This is a genomic window from Crocosphaera sp. UHCC 0190, assembly GCF_034932065.1.
GTDB lineage: Bacteria > Cyanobacteriota > Cyanobacteriia > Cyanobacteriales > Microcystaceae > UHCC-0190.
In genome coordinates, this window is record NZ_JAYGHP010000004.1 from 18,829 (window position 1) to 36,125 (window position 17,297).

The window sequence follows — 17,297 nt, forward strand, 5'->3', positions numbered from 1 at the left end:
AATGAACCCAAAACTAGAACTAGAAATTATTAAGGCTTTACCTAAAACTTTCTCTTTTGATGAAGAATTAAACCTAGAGAATAAGCAAAATAATTTGTTAAAAACCGACTCTAATACTGTGGTTTTAGGACAAAATATTCCTGTAAATTCCGCTTATTTGAGTCAATTGGGAGGGGCGACTAATAGTTTACCCTTTGTGGGAATTTTAGGCAGTATTGGCATCTTATTATTCCTATTATTATTAAGTGTTTGGATTTATACTAGGTTTTATGTCATTGCCCCTAATAATGAAGCATTAGTGAGGACAGGGGGCATTTTTCAAAAGAGTAAACGAGTTATTTTGAATGGGGGATGTATTGTCATTCCTGGGTTTCATGAAATTACCCGCGTACCTTTAAGAGAAATTTCAATTGATGTCGTCAGATCGGGAAATTTAGCCGTTAGAACCCAAGATTATTTACGAGCAAATATGCGGGTCACATTTTATGTTTGTATTGCCCAAGAAGAGAAAGATATCTTATCAGCAGCAGCCAGATTATCTAAACAAGGAAAAATATCAGAAAGTGATATCAAAGATGCCATTGAAAAAAGGGCTGATGATGCTATTAGAGCAGCAGCAAAGAAAAAGCGTATTGCCGAAATTGATTCTGATAAATTAGGATTTGCTGAAGCCGTTTTAAACTTAATTCAACAGGATCTTAAAAAGGTAGGGTTAACTCTTAATAATATTGCGATCTCAGAAATTGAAGAAAGCGATACTTATGATGAAAATAACTTTTTTGATGCTCAAGGGGTACGTCTGAGAACAGAAACTATTCAACGAGCTATCCAACAAAAACGAGAAGTTGAACTCGAAACAAAAGTTGCAATTGAACAACGAGAATTAGACGCAGAAAAACAAACCCTAGAAATTGCCAAACAAAAAGAAGATGCGAATTTAACTCAACAAAAAGATATTGAATTTTTCAAGGCGCAACAACAACGGGAAATTCAAGAAACTAAAGATAAAGAAGCGGCTAAAATTGAGAGAAATAAAATCCTACAAGAACAAGCAATTGAAGAAGAACGTATTCAAAAACAGTTAGTTATTCAACAAAAAAATATTGCTGCTAATATTGAATTAGAGGAACAGAACAAACAACTAAAAGTTGCCCAAATCCTGCAAAAACAAGAGGCTGAAGTAGCAGAAATTACCCGTCAAAAAATGATTCAATCTTCTCAATTAGAAGCCCAAGCAGAAATAGCCGCCGCTGAACAAAAATCTAAAATTACTCAACAACAAGCGGCGATTGCTATTGCCCAAAAAGAACGGGAACGCTTTGAATCTGAGGCCGAAAAAGCTCAAGCAGAAGCAGCAGTTGTTACTGCCCAAGAAGTGGAAAAAGCCCAACGGGAACAAAAGTTAGTGGTGATTTTAGCAGAACAAGAAGCCCAAAAAATTCAGATTTCTGAGCAAAATGTGGTGGAGCTTGATGTTTTTCGTCGCCGTCGTCAAGCGGAAATTGCTCGTCAAGCGGCTGAATTAGAAGCTGCTTCGATCCGAACCCTGGCGGATGCAGATAAATACAAAATGTTAGCTGAAGCCCAGTCTAAACAAGCTCTGATTGAAGCAGAAAATGCTTTCAGCAATGCAAATCGGACTGCTGATCTGATAAAAACCATTTGGCCAGAATTAGCCAGCCAATTGCCTCAAATTGTCAAATCTTTAGCCCCTCAACCTGGGGTCTTAGGAGATGCGCGAATTTATGCTTTTCCTGGGTTGAATGGTAACAATGGCAAGGGTTCATCCAGTACGGGAGATATTAACAAATTATTGTTATCAACTAGCGGCTTATCTTTGATTAATACCTTGTTAGATGAAGGAAAATTAGGCAGCTTATTAAATCAAGTGAAAACGATGTTAAGTTCTGAGGAAAAAACCGAAGTTAAATCAACAGTAGCAGCAACACCTTCTAATAATAATCCTGACCTATCAACGGATACTTTGCAAACAGAAAATATCGAGGAATCTTTGCCTATCAATAAAATCCCCCGTTCAGGGAGCGGGGGATAACTAAAAAGCGTCAGAAAGTATTGAGAAAATCTTTAGTTTAATTAGCTGCTGGGTAAGTTTTGGCTGCCATAAGCGTCAATTTGGAAGGCAGGTGTGCGATCGCTATCGATACCTTTCCCTGTCACTGACTTGGCTAAGGTTTCAAAAGACTCAGAACGCCAGTTTCTTTCGTGAATGGGTTTGGTTTGTTCTCCGCGAAAATAAGCCTGGGTTCCGATCACAGCCGCCGCGAGCCAGCCGACAACGAATAAGGAAATAACTAAGGTTAACATAATAATTTACTCCGTTTGTTAAGTTTATTTAACTCTTATGTAAATAAATGTAACAAAATATTGCAAAAGAAGTCAACCTGATCTTTGTACGGTTTTTACACCAGATATAGCAACCGCCCGTGATAGGACGTTTTCAAACTTCAAACCTAATCGCAGTAAGCTTTTAACCTTCTGCCTCCTGTCTCCTGCCTCCTGCTATAGCTACGAGGTCAGCTTCTGACCGTAACCGTAACCTTTTAACATTTGTATCAATTATGATCCGAGTAGTCCCTTAGTCCATCCCACAACATGGAAAATTTTGTCTCCCTTTTGCGTCACAACCCCCTTGTCTCTTTCACCATTCTTTTATTGGTGATTTTAACCTTACCGCCTATTTTTGAGCGGTTACGACTACCTGGGTTAGTTGGGTTATTATTTGCGGGGGTTGTCCTAGGTCAAGATGGCTTAAACCTATTAGATCATGACTCAGAAAGTATCAAACTCCTAGCAGACATTGGCAAAATTTATCTAATGTTTGTGGCAGGATTAGAGATTGATATGGTGGAGTTTCGCAAAAACAAAGATCGTTCTTTGGGTTTTGGGTTGCTGACTTTTGCGGTTCCCATGATTGCTGGGGCGATGGTAGGAAAATATTTTGGGTTTAGCTGGAATACTGCCATTCTGATTGGTTCTCTTTTGGCCTCTCATACCCTCTTAGGTTATCCCATTGTGCAACGTTTAGGGGTAGTGAGAAATGAAGCTGTCATGGTAACAATTGGTGCGACAATTTTTACAGATATTTCTGCTTTGTTGGTGTTAGCGATTTGTGTTTCTATTCATGGGGGAGATTTTTCGGCAAGTAGCTTAGTCATTCAATTAGTTTCTTTAGGCATTTATTCATTAATTGTCTTGTTTGGCTTTGATTGGTTAGGAAAAGAATATTTTCGTCGTACTGGGGATGAAGAAAGCAATCAATTTTTATTTGTTTTATTGGCTTTATTTATGGCTGCAGTGGGGGCTCAGGCGATTAATGTTGATAAAATTGTTGGTGCATTTTTGGCAGGATTAGCGGTTAATGATGTGGTGGGAGAAGGGCCGGTTAAAGAAAAGGTCGAATTTGTGGGAGGAACTCTTTTTATTCCTTTCTTTTTTGTCGGCATGGGCTTATTGTTAGATATTCCTGCCTTTATTAACACTATTCAATTTCAATTTCCTCTCGTACTTGGTATTGTTGGGGGATTAATTGCTTCAAAATTTATTGCTGCTTTTATGGCTCAGGTAATCTATCGTTATAGTTGGCAAGAAGGACTAACCATGGGGTCTTTATCTTTGCCTCAAGTCGCCGCAACTCTAGCAGCAGCTTTAGTAGCTTATGAAGCAAAAAATGCTTTAGGAGAAAGGTTAATTAATGATGCAGTTTTTAATAGTATCATTGTTTTAATGTTAGTGACTTCTATTTTAGGCCCGGTTTTAACCGCACAATTTGCCAGAAATTTACCCCTGCCTAAAGTCCAAAAAGAAGGGGAATCTGAAATTCCGGCGGTGACTTTAGAGGAGTGGTTGCCCCAGCTACAATCGGAAACTTCTACCTCACCTTTTACTGTTGTCATTCCGATTTATAATCCTTATACCCAAAGGGATTTAATTGCTATGGGTGCTTTATTAGCGAAGCGAGAATCTGGTATTATTATTCCGGTTTCTATTGCGATCGCCCATGTCCACATGGATGATTCTCAATTAAATAGTAACTTAAAAAAGAGTCACACTTTACTGGATAGGGCCTTAAGTATTAGCCAGGAATTTGAAGTCAAAACCAAACCTGTTATCCGTATTGATGATGATGTAGCGAGGGGAATTAGTCGCACGGCTAGGGAAAAAGATGCTAATTTAATCATCATGGGATGGAGTGAAAATACAGGGTTACGGGCCCGACTTTTTGGGAATGTGATTGATAGTGTTTTTTGGTCTTCTCATTGTCCCGTAGCGGTGATGCGTTTATTAGATCATCCTGTCAATTTACATCGTATTTTAGTCCCGATTAAAAATTTGACCCCTTCTACCCTGGAAACATTGAGGTTTGCTCAATTATTTGTTGATGCAAATCAAGGAACAATTACTTTATTACATATTTGCGATCGTCAAACCTCTCCTCAACAAATTACGGACTTTAAAGAAGAGTTGTCACAAATTATTGCCGAAAGTCCCTTTTCAGTGAAGACGAAAATTAAAATTGTTACCCATGAAGATGCCCCAAAGGTAATCATTAGGGCAGCCCAAAATTTTGATTTAGTGGTTTTAAGATCATTCCGTCGTCGCACTGCGGGGGGTTTAGCCGTTAGTGATGTGACAACAGAAGTCTTGAAAAAGTTAACTTGTTCTTTAGTCTTATTTGGGGAACCCCATTCTTAAGATTTTGATGGTTTTTCTAGTGGCTTAACCTTTGTCTTTTTATCCCCAGGGTTCAACCTGGGGTTAGCTTTTAATTAATCTTTAAAGATGCTTTTCTAGGGCTTCGCTAAAGGTATTATAAGGAGATTTACCAACGAGATTTTCCACAACTTCTCCATCTTTGAAAATCAGCACACAGGGAATACTCCGAATGCCATATTTTTTGGCATTATCTTTATTTTGATCGATGTCAATTTTAACCACATTGGCCCGCCCTTCATATTCTCCTGCTAATTGATCAATCAAAGGACTAATAACGCGGCAAGGGCCACACCAAGTGGCCGTATAATCAACAACCAATGGGAGAGATTCAATTAATAGGTTTTCAAACTCTTCCCCTTGGACAAAATTCGCTTTTGACACGATAATTTTCCTCTAATTATTGTTACTAATTTTTCACGATCAAATCCTAATAAAATAGGGCTTGAATCATGAGCAGTATTCTTTCGACATTTCTGTTAAAATCTAATAAATCGGGATTAGAGACAGATGTTGAGTCCCATTCTATCTCTCTTTTGTCCCTTTCAATACTACTAATGAGTGTAATCTAATAAAGCTAACCATAAACGACGATGGCCATTGTCTACACTGTAAAATAATAAATCTACCAGCAGTTTTGAGGCCAGTTTCTTGGGTTGGGGAAGCTCTATCAGCCGAGTTGCTCCCATAGCAATTTGATAATATTCGTTAAATTTTTGCAAATAATTACCCAACAAGGTAACTTTGCCTGGATCTTTATTTTGCGCCGTCATTTGTTCCAATAAGGTGACTGCACGGCGGATTAATTCTTGATGTTGGCCTGCAATATAACAAATAATCAAAATCAGCGATCGCGTTTGTTCTACGGAGAGAGTTGTGAGCAGAATTTCCTCCCCATTATCTGCTCGGTTTGACCACAAAGTGACTGCTGCCATGAGGGTACTGCTAATTTCTAAATCTAAGGCTGCTTGTAGCACCATATCTTGATCAATGGGAATTAATGATTCTAGGGCCAATAGCATCAAATCAATGTGGGTTTGAATTAAGGCCAGTTGTTGGGGGGTGGGGGTATTGGTGAGGGGTAAATTTTCCCAATTCGGCACAGAGGAAGGGAGATTAACAGTTGATGTCATAACCATAAGCGTTAGTTTAGTATAAGTTATTTATTTTGTTCTTCGTATTTTAAACTGACTGACGAAAAGTGTGGGGAAAAAGTTTTTATTTTTTCGGATAAGTAAGTCAGCAAAAATAAAGTTAACATATCCTAGGATAGTCGTCGTTCTAACAAGAGTATTGACTATACTTACCTTTGTCTGTTTAATTGTAACCACAGACTAACTCACCTTGTCATCTTTAGGAATTATCTCATGAGTTTAGAAGCTAGTGTTGCTGATATTACAATCAAGGAAAATTTGGAACAATTTTTAGTGGTTTTATGTGTTTCCTTAAGTGTGGCCACAATTTCCCGTGTTTTTGCTTGGTTTCGTCAAATTCCCTACACCCTGCTTTTGGTAATTGTCGGCTTAGGATTGGCGTTTATTGATGTTCGCTTGGTCAATCTTTCTCCTGAATTAATTTTAGAGATTTTTTTACCGCCTTTACTATTTGAAGCTGCTTGGAATGTTCGCTGGCGAGAATTAAAAGCTAATTGGATTCCTATCGTTTTATTTGCGATCATTGGGGTCATTGTTTCTGTCATTGGTATTTCTTTAGCACTCAGTAATTTAACGAATTTAGCCTTGCCAATTGCTTTATTAGTAGGAGCAAGTTTATCGGCAACTGATCCGGTTTCGGTGGTGGCTTTATTTCGAGAATTAGGAGCTAGTAAAAAGTTAACCATTCTCATGGAAGGAGAAAGTTTATTTAATGATGGGGTGGCGGTTGTTGCTTTCTTACTTTTGGTGGGTATTCCTTTAGGAACTGAGGTTTTTTCTTTACCTGAAACGATTGCAAGTTTCTTTACTTTTGTAGGTATTGGCATTGGTTTAGGCTGTTTGGTTGGCTTTGGAATTTCCTATCTTACCCAACGCTTTGATCTACCTTTAGTTGAACAATCTTTAACGTTAGTATCTGCCTATGGAGCCTACTTAATGACTGAAGAATTAGGGGGTTCTGGGGTCATTGCTGTGGTAACAGTTGGTATTATTTTAGGCAATTTTGGCTCTAGAATTGGCATGAATCCGAGAACCCGTTTATTGGTGTCTGAGTTTTGGGAATTTTTGGCGTTTTTTGTTAACTCAATTGTCTTTTTATTAATTGGTGATCAGATACATTTTGAGAGTTTAAGAAGCAATTTAGGCATTATTGCCATTGCTATTGTTGCTGTTTTAATCACTCGTTTTATTTCAATTTACGGACTAGCAAGTTTAAGCAATAAATTTACTGATGTAGATATTAGTTTGCCTGAGCAAACTGTGTTATGGTGGGGCGGTTTAAGGGGTTCTGTTTCTATTGCTTTAGCCTTAAGTGTTCCAGTTTCATTAGTTGGACGAGAGGAAATTATTGATACTGTGTTTGGCGTTGTTTTATTTACTCTCTTAATTCAAGGGTTAAGCACTCAATGGGTTCTCAAAAAATTAGATTTAATTGGAGATCAACCTTTGCGTCAAGAATATACTGAATTATTGGCGCGAAGAACTGCCATTCAAAGAGTGTTAGACTATCTTAAAGAGCTAGATATTTCTCCCGATATTGATCAGGAATTATATCGTTATAAGCGAGAATTAGTTCAAGGAGAGTTTAAAAGTATTGAGGAAAATATTTATAAGTTTCAACAGGAATATCCTCAATTAAAAACCTTAGCAGGGGAACAATTACAAGAAACATTACTCGACATTGAAGCTGATACCTATGCAGAATTAATTCGCAATGGGAAATTGAGTAATAATCTTTCTCCTTTGTTATTAGAGATTTTAGCAGAAGCGGGAGATTAAAAAAAAGAGACGTTATCCTAAACGTCTCTCAATTAAACCATGAAAAAACTTGTAAACTAGCCAAACTTATTTAACGATTTCTTCCTCTATTTTTCTTCATTTCACCCCAAATTTTTTGTTGCTCTGGGGTTAAAATAGCTTGCATTTGTTGACGAGTTTCCTGTGTAATGGTTCGCATTTTTGTTTTTTGCTCCTCAGTTAAATTAAGCTCGCGCCAATTTTTCCCCCGTCCCTGTTGCGGGGTATTTTCTAATTGTTTCTGTTGTTCTGGTGTTAAAATGGCAAGGATGCGATCACGGCTAGATTTTTTAATTTCTTGCCATTGATTTTTTTGAGACTCGCTTAAGTTAAGTTTTTCAGCAAACCTTTCTCCCCGTTGCTCTGTATTGGGTGTAGATTGGGAAAAAGCGGGAGGAACAAAGTAAAAAGGGAGTGAAACTAAAAGGAAACTCGATAATATTAAGGTTCGCTTCATAGTCTGACGCTATTAGTTATGTGTTTATTCATTACGTGGGTTTAGACTGGTAAGGATTGATAAAGGTTCAATTAAAAATTTTTTTTTGTTATTATCTATAATCCTAAAAGCCCTCTAATGATTGGTCAAAGACATTTTTAATTGTTATCTAATGTAGAATATTGTACTGCAACTGTGATACAATTGTAGGCTAGGCGGCTGCACTATATATTTTTAGTGTTTTTGTAATGAATAGAATTCTTAAAATATTGCAACATCGAGGACATCATGACTTAGTTAAGTTGCTTAGTGACGCACATTATAAAATTGATGAAAGTTCAACATACGGTAGCTATCTTTTCTCCACCTTAAGCACTGTTGACATTTATGTCCCTTTAGAAGCACATGATGAAATCGTGTTACTTCCAGAGGATAAAAAACAAGCAGTATTAAAGGCATTTCTTTCTTTATACCCTCCAAAAGCACACTCTATAGAAATAACTCATGTCCAATTTTATGTAGATCCAAGCTTTGATGTAGTCAGAATGGATCAAGGAGTTGGTCTAATCTTATTAGCTGGTGGTCTAATCTTACTAAAACCGATAGATTAGATCCTGAGACTGAAAGGAACTTGTATAGTCGCCTTGATAGTTCACTTGGATCTGAACCAGAGAAGTTATTATTTTTCACTTATTTTGCCAGGCTTCGTTCAGAATTAGGTGAACATCTACCTGCGCTAATACCGCAAGTATATCTACATTATGACCCGTATACGATACGTCAGTTAGGGGGTGTTCAACGATTGACAAGACAACGAATGGATTTTCTATTCCTCTTCTCCAATTATCAACGAGTTGTTATTGAAGTAGACGGTAAGCAACACTATTCAAATGGAGATCAAGCAAGCCCCCAAAAATATGCCGAGATGGTTGCCGCAGATCGCTCATTAAGATTAGCAGGTTACGAAATTTATAGATTTGGAGGCTATGAATTGCGAGGAGAACCAGGCAAAGAATTAGTGGATGAATTTTTTCGTAGCCTTCTACGAAAACATGGAGTAGCACTAAGATAAACTTGACTATAAGCTTCTCGATATGATGGATATAAGCCAATACTTTTACCATATAAAACTTTGTGAACTACCAAGACATCATCACAATTGAACCCGGAAAACGCAGTGTTAAACCATGTATTCGAGGAATGCGAATCACTGTGTACGACATATTGGAATATCTCGCAGGTGGAATGACCGAAGCAGAAATTCTAGAAGATTTTTCTGAACTTACCTCAGAAGATATCAAAGCTTGTCTTGCTTTTGCAGCAGACCGTGAGAAAAAGTTATCATATCTGAATATTTATAACTTAATCCCCAAAACTTGAGTATAGGCCCCCCTCGCTTGAGTAACACCAATAGTTCTTTGAGATGCTTCAATCATGGGACGACGTAAACTAACCACAATAAACTGCGCTTGTTGTGCCTGTTGTCGTATCATTTTAGAGAGTTTTTCTACATTGGCCCCATCTAAAAACATATCTACTTCATCGAACGCATAAAAGGGTGAGGGACGATATCTTTGTAGGGCAAAAATAAAGCTTAAAGCGGTTAATGATTTTTCTCCCCCTGACATGGAACTTAATCGTTGTACGGGTTTTCCTTTAGGGTGTGCAACTAAGTTTAATCCTCCTTCAAAGGGATCTTCTGTATTATCTAATTGTAAGTATCCATCTCCATCTGAAAGAGTGGCAAAAATGCCCTGAAAATTCTCATTAACGGCATCAAAAGCTTCTTTAAATGACCGAAATCTTAAGGTTGTAAAGTTCTCTATTCTTAAGAGTAATTCGGTTCTTTCTCCTTGAATGGTGGTTAATTTTTCCGTGAGTTCATTTAACCTTTCTTCGGTTTTTTGATGTTCTTCTAAAGCTAACATATTTACGGGTTCCATCGCTTCTAGGCGTTTTTGTCCGTTACGAATTTCTTTTTGTAATTCTTCAATATGAGGGTTTAAATCTGTAATATTTTCATCTATTTCTGATAATAATGGGACTTCGGGTAAGGGTTCAGGAAGTTCATTTTCTTGAGTTTCTAGTTCCTCTTTAATCTTAAATAATGCTTGTTTTCTTTCCTGTTGAGTAGTTTGTAATTTTTCTAATTGCCAGGTTTTTTGTTGATGATTTTTTTGAGATGCTGTTAATAATTCTTCCGTGCGATCACGTTCTTTTTTTGTTTCTCCTAATTTTAAAGTAAGTTCCTCTAATAAACTTTCTAAGGTATTAATTTTACTATCAATCTTTTCTAACTTATCTTTAACCTCTACTTGTTCATGATTGAGGTTGACAATCTGCTGTTTTTGTGATCCTACTTTTTGCTGTCCTTCTTGAATTTTCTCCCCTAAATTCTGACATTGGGTTTGCATTTCTTGTAGTTTACTTTCTCCTTGACGGAGTTCAGTTTCTCTTGCTTGTAACTGGGTTTCTTGACTTTTAATTAAGCTTTGAATTTCTTGCCATTCACTATGAGTCTGGGACTTTTCTAATTCCCGTAAACGCGCCTGTTTTTGCTGTAATTCTACTTCTAAATGAGGAATTTCTACGGCAATAATTTTCAGTTGACTGTCTACAGTTTCTACTTCTTGTCTATGACGAGATAACTGTAAACTTAATTTTTCTTCTTGACCGATTAAACGTTGTATTTCTTTCTCTAACTGTTGACGTTTTAATTGTTGCTCTCTCCCATCTTGTCTTGCATCAGTTAATGCTGTAGATAATTGTTGAATTTGCTCTGATTTTTGTCTTAACCCTATCTCATTACGAGATAATAAGTCTTCTAAATCTTTTAATCTTTGTTTGAGGGACTTTGCTTCTTGGGACTCTCCTTGGATCATGTTTCCAAAACGAATAGAAGATCGTTTTGGTTTACTTCCTCCTGTCATGGCCCCACTGGTTTCCAAAAGATCTCCATCTAAGGTAATAATGCGCTGTTTCCCTAAATGAGTTCTCGCATCATTTAAGGTTTCAAAAACAACAGTATTACCAAAAACATAAGCAAAGATTTTCTCAAATTCTGGCTGACAAAGCACTAAATTAACTGCTAAGTCAATAAACCCTTGTGCCTGGCGTAAACTACCAGGATCTTGTCTTCTATAGGGTTGAATTTTTGTTAGTGGTAAAAAGGTCGCTCGTCCTGCTTTTGCCTGTTTTAATAGCTGAATTCCCGCAGATGCAATCGTATCATCTTCGACTACGACAAACCCTAATCTTGCTCCTGCTGCAATTTCTAACGCTAATTGATAACGGGGGTTTACCTGTCCTAATTGAGCGACTAACCCACAGACACCAGGGAGATCAGATGTTAAAATAAGTTGGGTTGCATAGGTTCCTTGGGCTTCTTGTTGGGCCTGTTGGGAAGCTTCTAAACGATCTAATTGTCGTTGTTTTTCTCTGTACTCTTTATCTAAACGGGTTTGGGTTTCTTGTAAAATACTTTTATCTTGTTCTGCGGTGGCTAATTGTTGGGCAAGATTTTGTATTTTTTCTGCCGAAGGAATAGATGATTCTGCTAACTCTTGCCGTTGACTGTTTAATTCTGTTTCAATTATTTCTAACTGTTTTGTTTCATCAGTGATGGTATTTTTTAACTGTTGATGACGTTCTGTGAGTTTAGCCCGTTGTGTTAATTGGGGGTTTAAAGTATCCTGTAAAATGGAAATATTACGGCTTAAATTGGCTTGTTCTTGTACCCAAGCATCAGACGCTTCTGCAACTGCATTTGCTTGTTTCCTGACCATTTCTAGAGTGTGAAGGTTGCGATCGCGTTGTTCTTTTAAGAAAGGTAAACTATCTTGTTCTAAGCGGTTACTTTCTTGAGTCAGTTGGGTTAAATTATATTTTTGTTGTGTAATTGTTATCTCAGTTTGAGAAATTTCTATAGTAGTTTGTTGAACTAAATTATTTAATTCCTCTTGTCGTTGTTGCAGTTGGTTTCGTTGTGCTTTTTGGGTAGCAAGTTGAGATGCAACTGTCAGTTGTTCATCTTCTCCTAATGCTTTGACTTGACGGTTAAGATCATCGAGTTTAGCAGTAATTTCTGTTATGTGTTGGGATAGGTTGCTTAAGTCTTGAATCAGTTGTTTTTCTTCTTGCTCCCCTGTTATAATTTGCTGATTGAGACGGGAAACTTGTTGTTGCAAAGACTTCCAAACTAAGACAGTTTCCCATCCTTGTTTTTGCTGAATTTGCACCTTTAACTTTTGATACTTTTCTGCTTTAATCCGATCTGATGCTAAACGATCTAAAGATCGTTTTAATTCTGTTTCAATTATCTGACATCTTTCTTCCCTATCTCTAACTTCTTCGAGAGTTTCTTTGGTTTTTTCAATTTTACGATCAAATTCGGCAACCCCCGCTAATTCATCAATTATTTGCCGCCTTTCCTTAGAATTCATACTGATAATGCGAGTAACATCTCCTTGTAATACCACATTATACCCTTCAGGATAAATTCGGAGACGGTTTAATTGTTCATGGAGTTCACTAACATTACAAGCTTCATCATTAATGTAATAAGTTGAGGAATAACTTCCCCCTTTTGTCACCCGTAACCGTCGCGTTACTGTCCATTCACTGCTACTAATAATATTTTTTTTATTTATACTATCTGACTCATTATCAATATGATGTCCATTCCCATTACTCTGATTATTCTCAGCTAATTCTAGCTTAGTCGTCGGCGGATTATCAGGACTAAATTCCCTTAATTCTAAGAGATCAGACAGATCAAAAGTAACAGAAACACTCGCTTCTTGCGTTTTGCGATTATTGCTATGATTATTATTAACTAAATCAGGAAGACGTTCTGCACGCATTCCTTTTGAGGTGGCCAGTCCCAGACAAAACAGCAAGGCATCGAGTATATTAGATTTACCCGACCCATTAGGGCCAGATACCACCGTAAACCCAGGTAAAAATGGAATGGCAGTGGTGCCGCCAAAGGATTTAAAATGAGACAATTCGATGCGCTTGATATGAACCATGGGCGCGATATAGCCAACTTCCCAGAACGTTTAAAATAATACCTAGTTGATCTAGTCTAGCAAGTGACGACCCTTTTGAGGGTACAAAAGTTGCAACTATACCCCTAGAGGTTAGGCAATTGTTCAACTCCGTTCACCAGTCAAGTAGGGGTCAACGGCCGTTGACCCCTAACAATGTCAGTTGATGAAGATAACAGGTTGACCGCAAAAGTTTTGTCTGCTATTGTTAAAAGTAGTAAGAAATAACAATTTTTCTCAAAATCTCTATGTCTACCCGTCGTGCTAGTTATTTTTATTGGTTTAGCTTGGTTCACCGAAAGTGAGTCCAGTGATATCTGGTGACTCTCGGTGAACCGCAGTAAATAGGCACTGCGGTTCTTTAATTTTTGGAACTATCGGAACATGATTCCCATTAAGACTTGGTTTAACAGCTTTTATTTTACCTGGCGCAGCAAAGGTTCCGGGTAGATTTAGGTTATTATTCCTTTCTTCTGTTCATCTTACCCCGGAACCCTCAAAAAGTTTCGGGTTTTTTACTGTTTATCTGCGATCATTTGGAGATTAATCCCATGTTTAAGACAAAATTAGCCACTAAATCCCATCCTAATCACGTTAACCCCGTTTCCATCTCTGATAATGTCTGTTTTGGTCAAGAAGAAATTGTTATTATTGCGGGCCCCTGCGCGGTAGAAAGTTGGGAACAAATGGAAAATGTGGCCCGTCAAATGAACTCGGCACCTGTTCAAGCGTTGAGGGGAGGGGCTTTCAAACCGAGAACCTCCCCCTACTCTTTCCAAGGTCTGGGACTTGAAGGGTTAGAGATACTTTCTGGCATCAGCAAAAAATATAAGATGCCAGTGGTAACAGAGGTGATGTCTATTGAACAAATAGAGGCAGTAGCGAGTCATGCAGATATGCTCCAGGTGGGGAGTCGTAATATGCAAAATTTTGACCTCCTGAAAGCCTTAGGACAAGCAAATAAACCTATCCTCCTGAAGCGGGGTTTAGCTGCTACCCTGGAGGAATTTGTTGGTGCTGCCGAATATATTTTAAGTGAAGGTAATAGCCAGGTTGTTCTCTGTGAACGGGGAATTCGCAGTTTTGATAATTATACCCGTAATGTCCTCGATTTGGGGGCGGTGGTTGCCCTCAAACAAATTACCTGTTTACCTGTTATTGTTGATCCTTCCCATGCCGCAGGTAGACGGGAATTGATTGAACCTTTAGCAAAAGCGGCGATCGCAGCAGGGGCCGATGGTTTAATTATTGAATGTCATCCCCATCCTAATGAGTCGGTTTCTGATGCTAATCAAGCGTTATCTTTAGAGGAAATGGTCAATTTAGCTTACAATTTAGAACCCATTGCTGTTGCAGTGGGTCGTTGTTTATCTGTCCCTGCTAATTCTTTATTGGCCGCATAATCTAAGTCCTATTTTTTAGTAAGGTGGGCATTGCCCACCCTACCACTTGAAGTATTCAAAATAATGGTTTACTAACCTTGGAATTAACTTACAACAACTGTTTATTTGTAGCCAATTATTCACTCACATACTTTGGTTGATGAGTGAAACGATTAATATAAGGTGAAATATTAGCAACAAACTAATATTTTATTAGGTTTGTTTGTTATTCTTAGAAGCTAATAAACCTGCGCCTACCACAAGGAAACCAAACACAGTGACAGGTTCGGGAGTGGAGGGCATTTCGATTACTTGGCTAGAGGTTAGGCTGTCATTTGTAACAAAAGTGGCACTGGCAGGAATGGGAGAACCATTTTGAAATAAGGCTTGAACTACACCAGATCCAAAGCCAAAACCAGAGGAACTCAATCCCCAATCTTGTCCAGTTGTAGTATTCGTATTTCCTCCTAGCACAAATGTCTCCGTGGTGGTGTCGAAGTTAAAATTAAACGAACCCCCGTCACTGGGTTGCCAAGTTCCTAAAGAAGTCGAATTCTGAAAAAATTCAATCATAAAAGAGTCCAGGGAACTACCCGTAATTGCACCAGTACCGATTAATACATCATCATAGCTAAACATCCCTGTCATGGTATAGCCACCCCCACCCGTCCAGTTAATGTTAAAGGAGATAGCATGGACGGGGGAAGGCGTGACCCCTTCAGACAACATAATCGAACCAGCCAATCCGATTATGGGCAAGAGAGTGGTTAAGGTGTTTTTTCTCATGTCTTTAAGTTGCTTAATGTCCCTAATTGTCCCATCTTATATTGAAATAATATATAGCTTGACAACAAAAATTAACATCGAGAAAATGCTTAAAAACCTTAACAAATAGATCAATAAAACCGAGAAAATACTCAACAGGATCTGATAATTTCCCCCGATGTACCTAAAAAGGTGGGCAATGCCCACCCAAACATTAAAATTAGGATAGAATTATTCCCAAATTTGACAACTTAAATCGCCAGCTTTTTGAGAGAAACGGATATTTTCTCCATAATCAACGGGACAATCAATCACGGCTGGAACATCCTGTGCTAAAGCCATTTTCAAAGTAGGAACTAAATCTGCTGCTGACTCAACACGATAACCTTTTAATCCCATACTTTCGGCAAACTTAACAAAATCAGGATTAGTAAATTTAATGAAAGCAGACTCACCAAATTGATTAATTTGTTTCCATTCAATTAAGCCATAACCACTGTCATTGAAAATCAGAGTAACAAACGGGGTTCCTACTCGTAAAGCGGTTTCTAACTCTTGACAGTTCATCATAAAACCGCCGTCTCCTGTCACCGCTACCACCTTCTTATCAGGGGCCACAAATTTAGCGGCGATCGCCCCAGGAATAGCAATACCCATGGCCGCAAACCCATTAGAAATAATACAGGTATTAGGACAATCAGAATGATAATGACGGGCCATCCACATTTTATGGGCCCCCACATCAGAAATGACGATATCTTCAGGCCCCATTACCTGACGCAGATCGTAGATGATCTTTTGAGGTTTAATAGGAAACCCGTCATCATTAGCATAGCGTTCGTATTCCGTCACCAATTCTGTGCGTAACCCTGCGGCCACGGAGGTAGATTTTCCTTGGCGATCGGCCCGTTTTAAAATATCCATCAAAGAGTCAGAAATATCCCCCACTACCTCCACCAAAGGAATATAACTGCTGTCAATTTCTGCCGGGGCCATGCCAATATGAATAATTGGGGTTGTGCCTTCAGGATTCCATTTTTTGGGGGAATATTCAATCAAATCATACCCCACAGCAATCACCAGATCACTTTGTTCAAAAGCGCAGGTAATTAAATCTCGTTGTTGCAGGCCAACTGTCCATAATGATAAGGGATGAGTATAAGGAACGGCCCCTTTGCCCATAAAGGTATTAGCCACCGGAATATTTAAGCTAGTGACAAACTCCGTTAACGCTTCACTGGCCTTGGCCCGAATTGTCCCATTCCCGACTAAAATTAAGGGGTTCTTCGCCTTAGAAATCGCCATAGCTGCCGCATTTAAACTGCGATAAGAGGCATAAGTTTTCTCTTGTGCGTCCCGTTGTAAGGGGTGGCCAACTACAGGCATGGCGGCAATATTTTCCGGCAAATCAATATGAACTGCCCCAGGTTTCTCACTTTCGGCCACTTTAAAGGCTTTACGGGTGACTTCTGGGGTAATACTTGGCCGCACAATTTGCTTATTCCATTTGGTGACAGGGGCAAACATGGCCACTAAATCGAGATATTGATGGGATTCAATGTGCATTCGATCCGTTCCCACCTGTCCCGTAATAGCCACTAAAGGCGCACCATCTAGATTAGCATCAGCCACCCCTGTCATCAAGTTGGTGGCCCCTGGCCCCAAGGTGGAGAGACAAACTCCGGCCTTCCCTGTCAGTCGTCCGTAAACATCGGCCATAAAAGCGGCTCCTTGTTCGTGACGGGTGGTGATAAATTTGATGGAAGAATTCTTTAAAGCTTCAAGAACGTGTAAATTCTCTTCACCAGGTAATCCAAAAATGTACTCGACTCCCTCATTCTCTAGACACTGAACCAGTAATTCAGCGGTGTTCATTTCCCCCATGATGTTTGTCCCCTTGTGTTGGTTGATAAGGACTCCCGAAATAACGATCTTGGTTGATCTAATTCTTCGGGAGTTTGCCGATGGATGATTAATCTAATTT

Annotated in this window: 14 protein-coding genes; 7 read left to right on the plus strand and 7 right to left on the minus strand. The window is 38.6% G+C overall.

Features of this window, described 5'->3' with window-relative positions:
- Position 1: 1 nt before the first annotated feature.
- A complete protein-coding gene (locus VB715_RS07615) occupies positions 2-2,053 on the plus strand; it encodes a flotillin family protein (RefSeq protein ID WP_323300598.1) in 2,052 nt (683 codons plus the stop codon).
- Between the two features lie 41 nt (positions 2,054-2,094).
- Here the strand turns inward: VB715_RS07615 and VB715_RS07620 are convergent, their stop codons facing one another.
- Positions 2,095-2,325, minus strand: coding sequence for a photosystem II protein, Psb35-related (locus VB715_RS07620; protein WP_323300599.1), 231 nt, complete (start codon positions 2,323-2,325; stop codon positions 2,095-2,097).
- A 288-nt stretch (positions 2,326-2,613) separates the two neighbouring features.
- On the opposite strand from VB715_RS07620, the gene VB715_RS07625 reads away from it, so the two are divergent.
- Complete coding sequence (locus tag VB715_RS07625; RefSeq protein ID WP_323300600.1) at positions 2,614-4,713, plus strand: cation:proton antiporter; 2,100 nt, start codon at positions 2,614-2,616, stop codon at positions 4,711-4,713.
- Positions 4,714-4,794: 81 nt separating this feature from the next.
- Here the strand turns inward: VB715_RS07625 and trxA are convergent, their stop codons facing one another.
- Positions 4,795-5,115: a thioredoxin gene (trxA, locus tag VB715_RS07630; protein WP_323300601.1), complete on the minus strand. Its 321-nt coding sequence runs from the start codon at positions 5,113-5,115 to the stop codon at positions 4,795-4,797.
- 170 nt (positions 5,116-5,285) lie between these two features.
- Positions 5,286-5,864 carry a DUF3038 domain-containing protein gene (locus VB715_RS07635; protein WP_323300602.1) on the minus strand — a complete coding sequence of 193 codons (579 nt, stop codon included), beginning with the start codon at positions 5,862-5,864 and terminating at the stop codon, positions 5,286-5,288.
- A gap of 234 nt (positions 5,865-6,098) precedes the next feature.
- Between VB715_RS07635 and VB715_RS07640 the strand changes: the two genes are divergently transcribed.
- Positions 6,099-7,664, plus strand: a complete 1,566-nt coding sequence (locus VB715_RS07640) for a Na+/H+ antiporter (RefSeq protein ID WP_323300603.1) — start codon at positions 6,099-6,101, stop codon at positions 7,662-7,664.
- Positions 7,665-7,734: 70 nt separating this feature from the next.
- Here VB715_RS07640 and VB715_RS07645 read toward each other — a convergent pair whose 3' ends face one another.
- Positions 7,735-8,139: a hypothetical protein gene (locus VB715_RS07645; protein ID WP_323300604.1), complete on the minus strand. Its 405-nt coding sequence runs from the start codon at positions 8,137-8,139 to the stop codon at positions 7,735-7,737.
- A gap of 227 nt (positions 8,140-8,366) precedes the next feature.
- Between VB715_RS07645 and VB715_RS07650 the strand changes: the two genes are divergently transcribed.
- The 3 genes from VB715_RS07650 to VB715_RS07660 all read left to right on the plus strand — a co-directional run bounded on the left by VB715_RS07650 (position 8,367) and on the right by VB715_RS07660 (position 9,498).
- A complete protein-coding gene (locus VB715_RS07650; RefSeq protein WP_323300605.1) occupies positions 8,367-8,729 on the plus strand; it encodes a hypothetical protein in 363 nt (120 codons plus the stop codon).
- Positions 8,730-8,935: 206 nt separating this feature from the next.
- Positions 8,936-9,190: a hypothetical protein gene (locus VB715_RS07655; protein WP_323300606.1), complete on the plus strand. Its 255-nt coding sequence runs from the start codon at positions 8,936-8,938 to the stop codon at positions 9,188-9,190.
- Positions 9,191-9,252: 62 nt separating this feature from the next.
- Positions 9,253-9,498, plus strand: a complete 246-nt coding sequence (locus tag VB715_RS07660) for a DUF433 domain-containing protein (RefSeq protein ID WP_323300607.1) — start codon at positions 9,253-9,255, stop codon at positions 9,496-9,498.
- Here VB715_RS07660 and smc read toward each other — a convergent pair.
- Positions 9,474-13,148 (minus strand): chromosome segregation protein SMC, encoded by a 3,675-nt coding sequence (gene smc, locus VB715_RS07665; protein ID WP_323300608.1) that lies wholly within the window; start codon positions 13,146-13,148, stop codon positions 9,474-9,476. The two genes, VB715_RS07660 and smc, sit on opposite strands and share 25 nt — an antisense overlap.
- A 569-nt stretch (positions 13,149-13,717) precedes the next feature.
- Between smc and aroF the strand changes: the two genes are divergently transcribed.
- On the plus strand, positions 13,718-14,569 hold the full coding sequence (aroF, locus tag VB715_RS07670) for a 3-deoxy-7-phosphoheptulonate synthase (protein WP_323300609.1): 852 nt from the start codon (positions 13,718-13,720) through the stop codon (positions 14,567-14,569).
- Positions 14,570-14,761: 192 nt separating this feature from the next.
- Here aroF and VB715_RS07675 read toward each other — a convergent pair whose 3' ends face one another.
- A complete protein-coding gene (locus VB715_RS07675) occupies positions 14,762-15,334 on the minus strand; it encodes a PEP-CTERM sorting domain-containing protein (RefSeq protein ID WP_323300610.1) in 573 nt (190 codons plus the stop codon).
- A 210-nt stretch (positions 15,335-15,544) separates the two neighbouring features.
- The gene (locus VB715_RS07680; RefSeq protein ID WP_323300611.1) at positions 15,545-17,197 is read right to left on the minus strand and encodes an acetolactate synthase large subunit; all 1,653 of its coding nucleotides are present in this window, start codon (positions 17,195-17,197) and stop codon (positions 15,545-15,547) included.
- Positions 17,198-17,297 lie beyond the last annotated feature (100 nt).

What these genes read in the sequence shown, in the direction of transcription:
- VB715_RS07625 (WP_323300600.1), top strand. Translation starts at nt 2,614, where the DNA reads ATGGAAAATTTTGTCTCCCTTTTGCGTCACAACCCCCTTGTCTCTTTC.
- VB715_RS07635 (WP_323300602.1), bottom strand. Translation starts at nt 5,864, where the DNA reads ATGACATCAACTGTTAATCTCCCTTCCTCTGTGCCGAATTGGGAAAAT.
- VB715_RS07650 (WP_323300605.1), top strand. Translation starts at nt 8,367, where the DNA reads ATGAATAGAATTCTTAAAATATTGCAACATCGAGGACATCATGACTTA.
- VB715_RS07675 (WP_323300610.1), bottom strand. Translation starts at nt 15,334, where the DNA reads ATGAGAAAAAACACCTTAACCACTCTCTTGCCCATAATCGGATTGGCT.
- smc (WP_323300608.1), bottom strand. Translation starts at nt 13,148, where the DNA reads ATGGTTCATATCAAGCGCATCGAATTGTCTCATTTTAAATCCTTTGGC.
- VB715_RS07615 (WP_323300598.1), top strand. Translation starts at nt 2, where the DNA reads ATGAACCCAAAACTAGAACTAGAAATTATTAAGGCTTTACCTAAAACT.
- VB715_RS07680 (WP_323300611.1), bottom strand. Translation starts at nt 17,197, where the DNA reads ATGGGGGAAATGAACACCGCTGAATTACTGGTTCAGTGTCTAGAGAAT.
- aroF (WP_323300609.1), top strand. Translation starts at nt 13,718, where the DNA reads ATGTTTAAGACAAAATTAGCCACTAAATCCCATCCTAATCACGTTAAC.
- VB715_RS07640 (WP_323300603.1), top strand. Translation starts at nt 6,099, where the DNA reads ATGAGTTTAGAAGCTAGTGTTGCTGATATTACAATCAAGGAAAATTTG.
- VB715_RS07655 (WP_323300606.1), top strand. Translation starts at nt 8,936, where the DNA reads ATGGATTTTCTATTCCTCTTCTCCAATTATCAACGAGTTGTTATTGAA.
- VB715_RS07645 (WP_323300604.1), bottom strand. Translation starts at nt 8,139, where the DNA reads ATGAAGCGAACCTTAATATTATCGAGTTTCCTTTTAGTTTCACTCCCT.
- VB715_RS07620 (WP_323300599.1), bottom strand. Translation starts at nt 2,325, where the DNA reads ATGTTAACCTTAGTTATTTCCTTATTCGTTGTCGGCTGGCTCGCGGCG.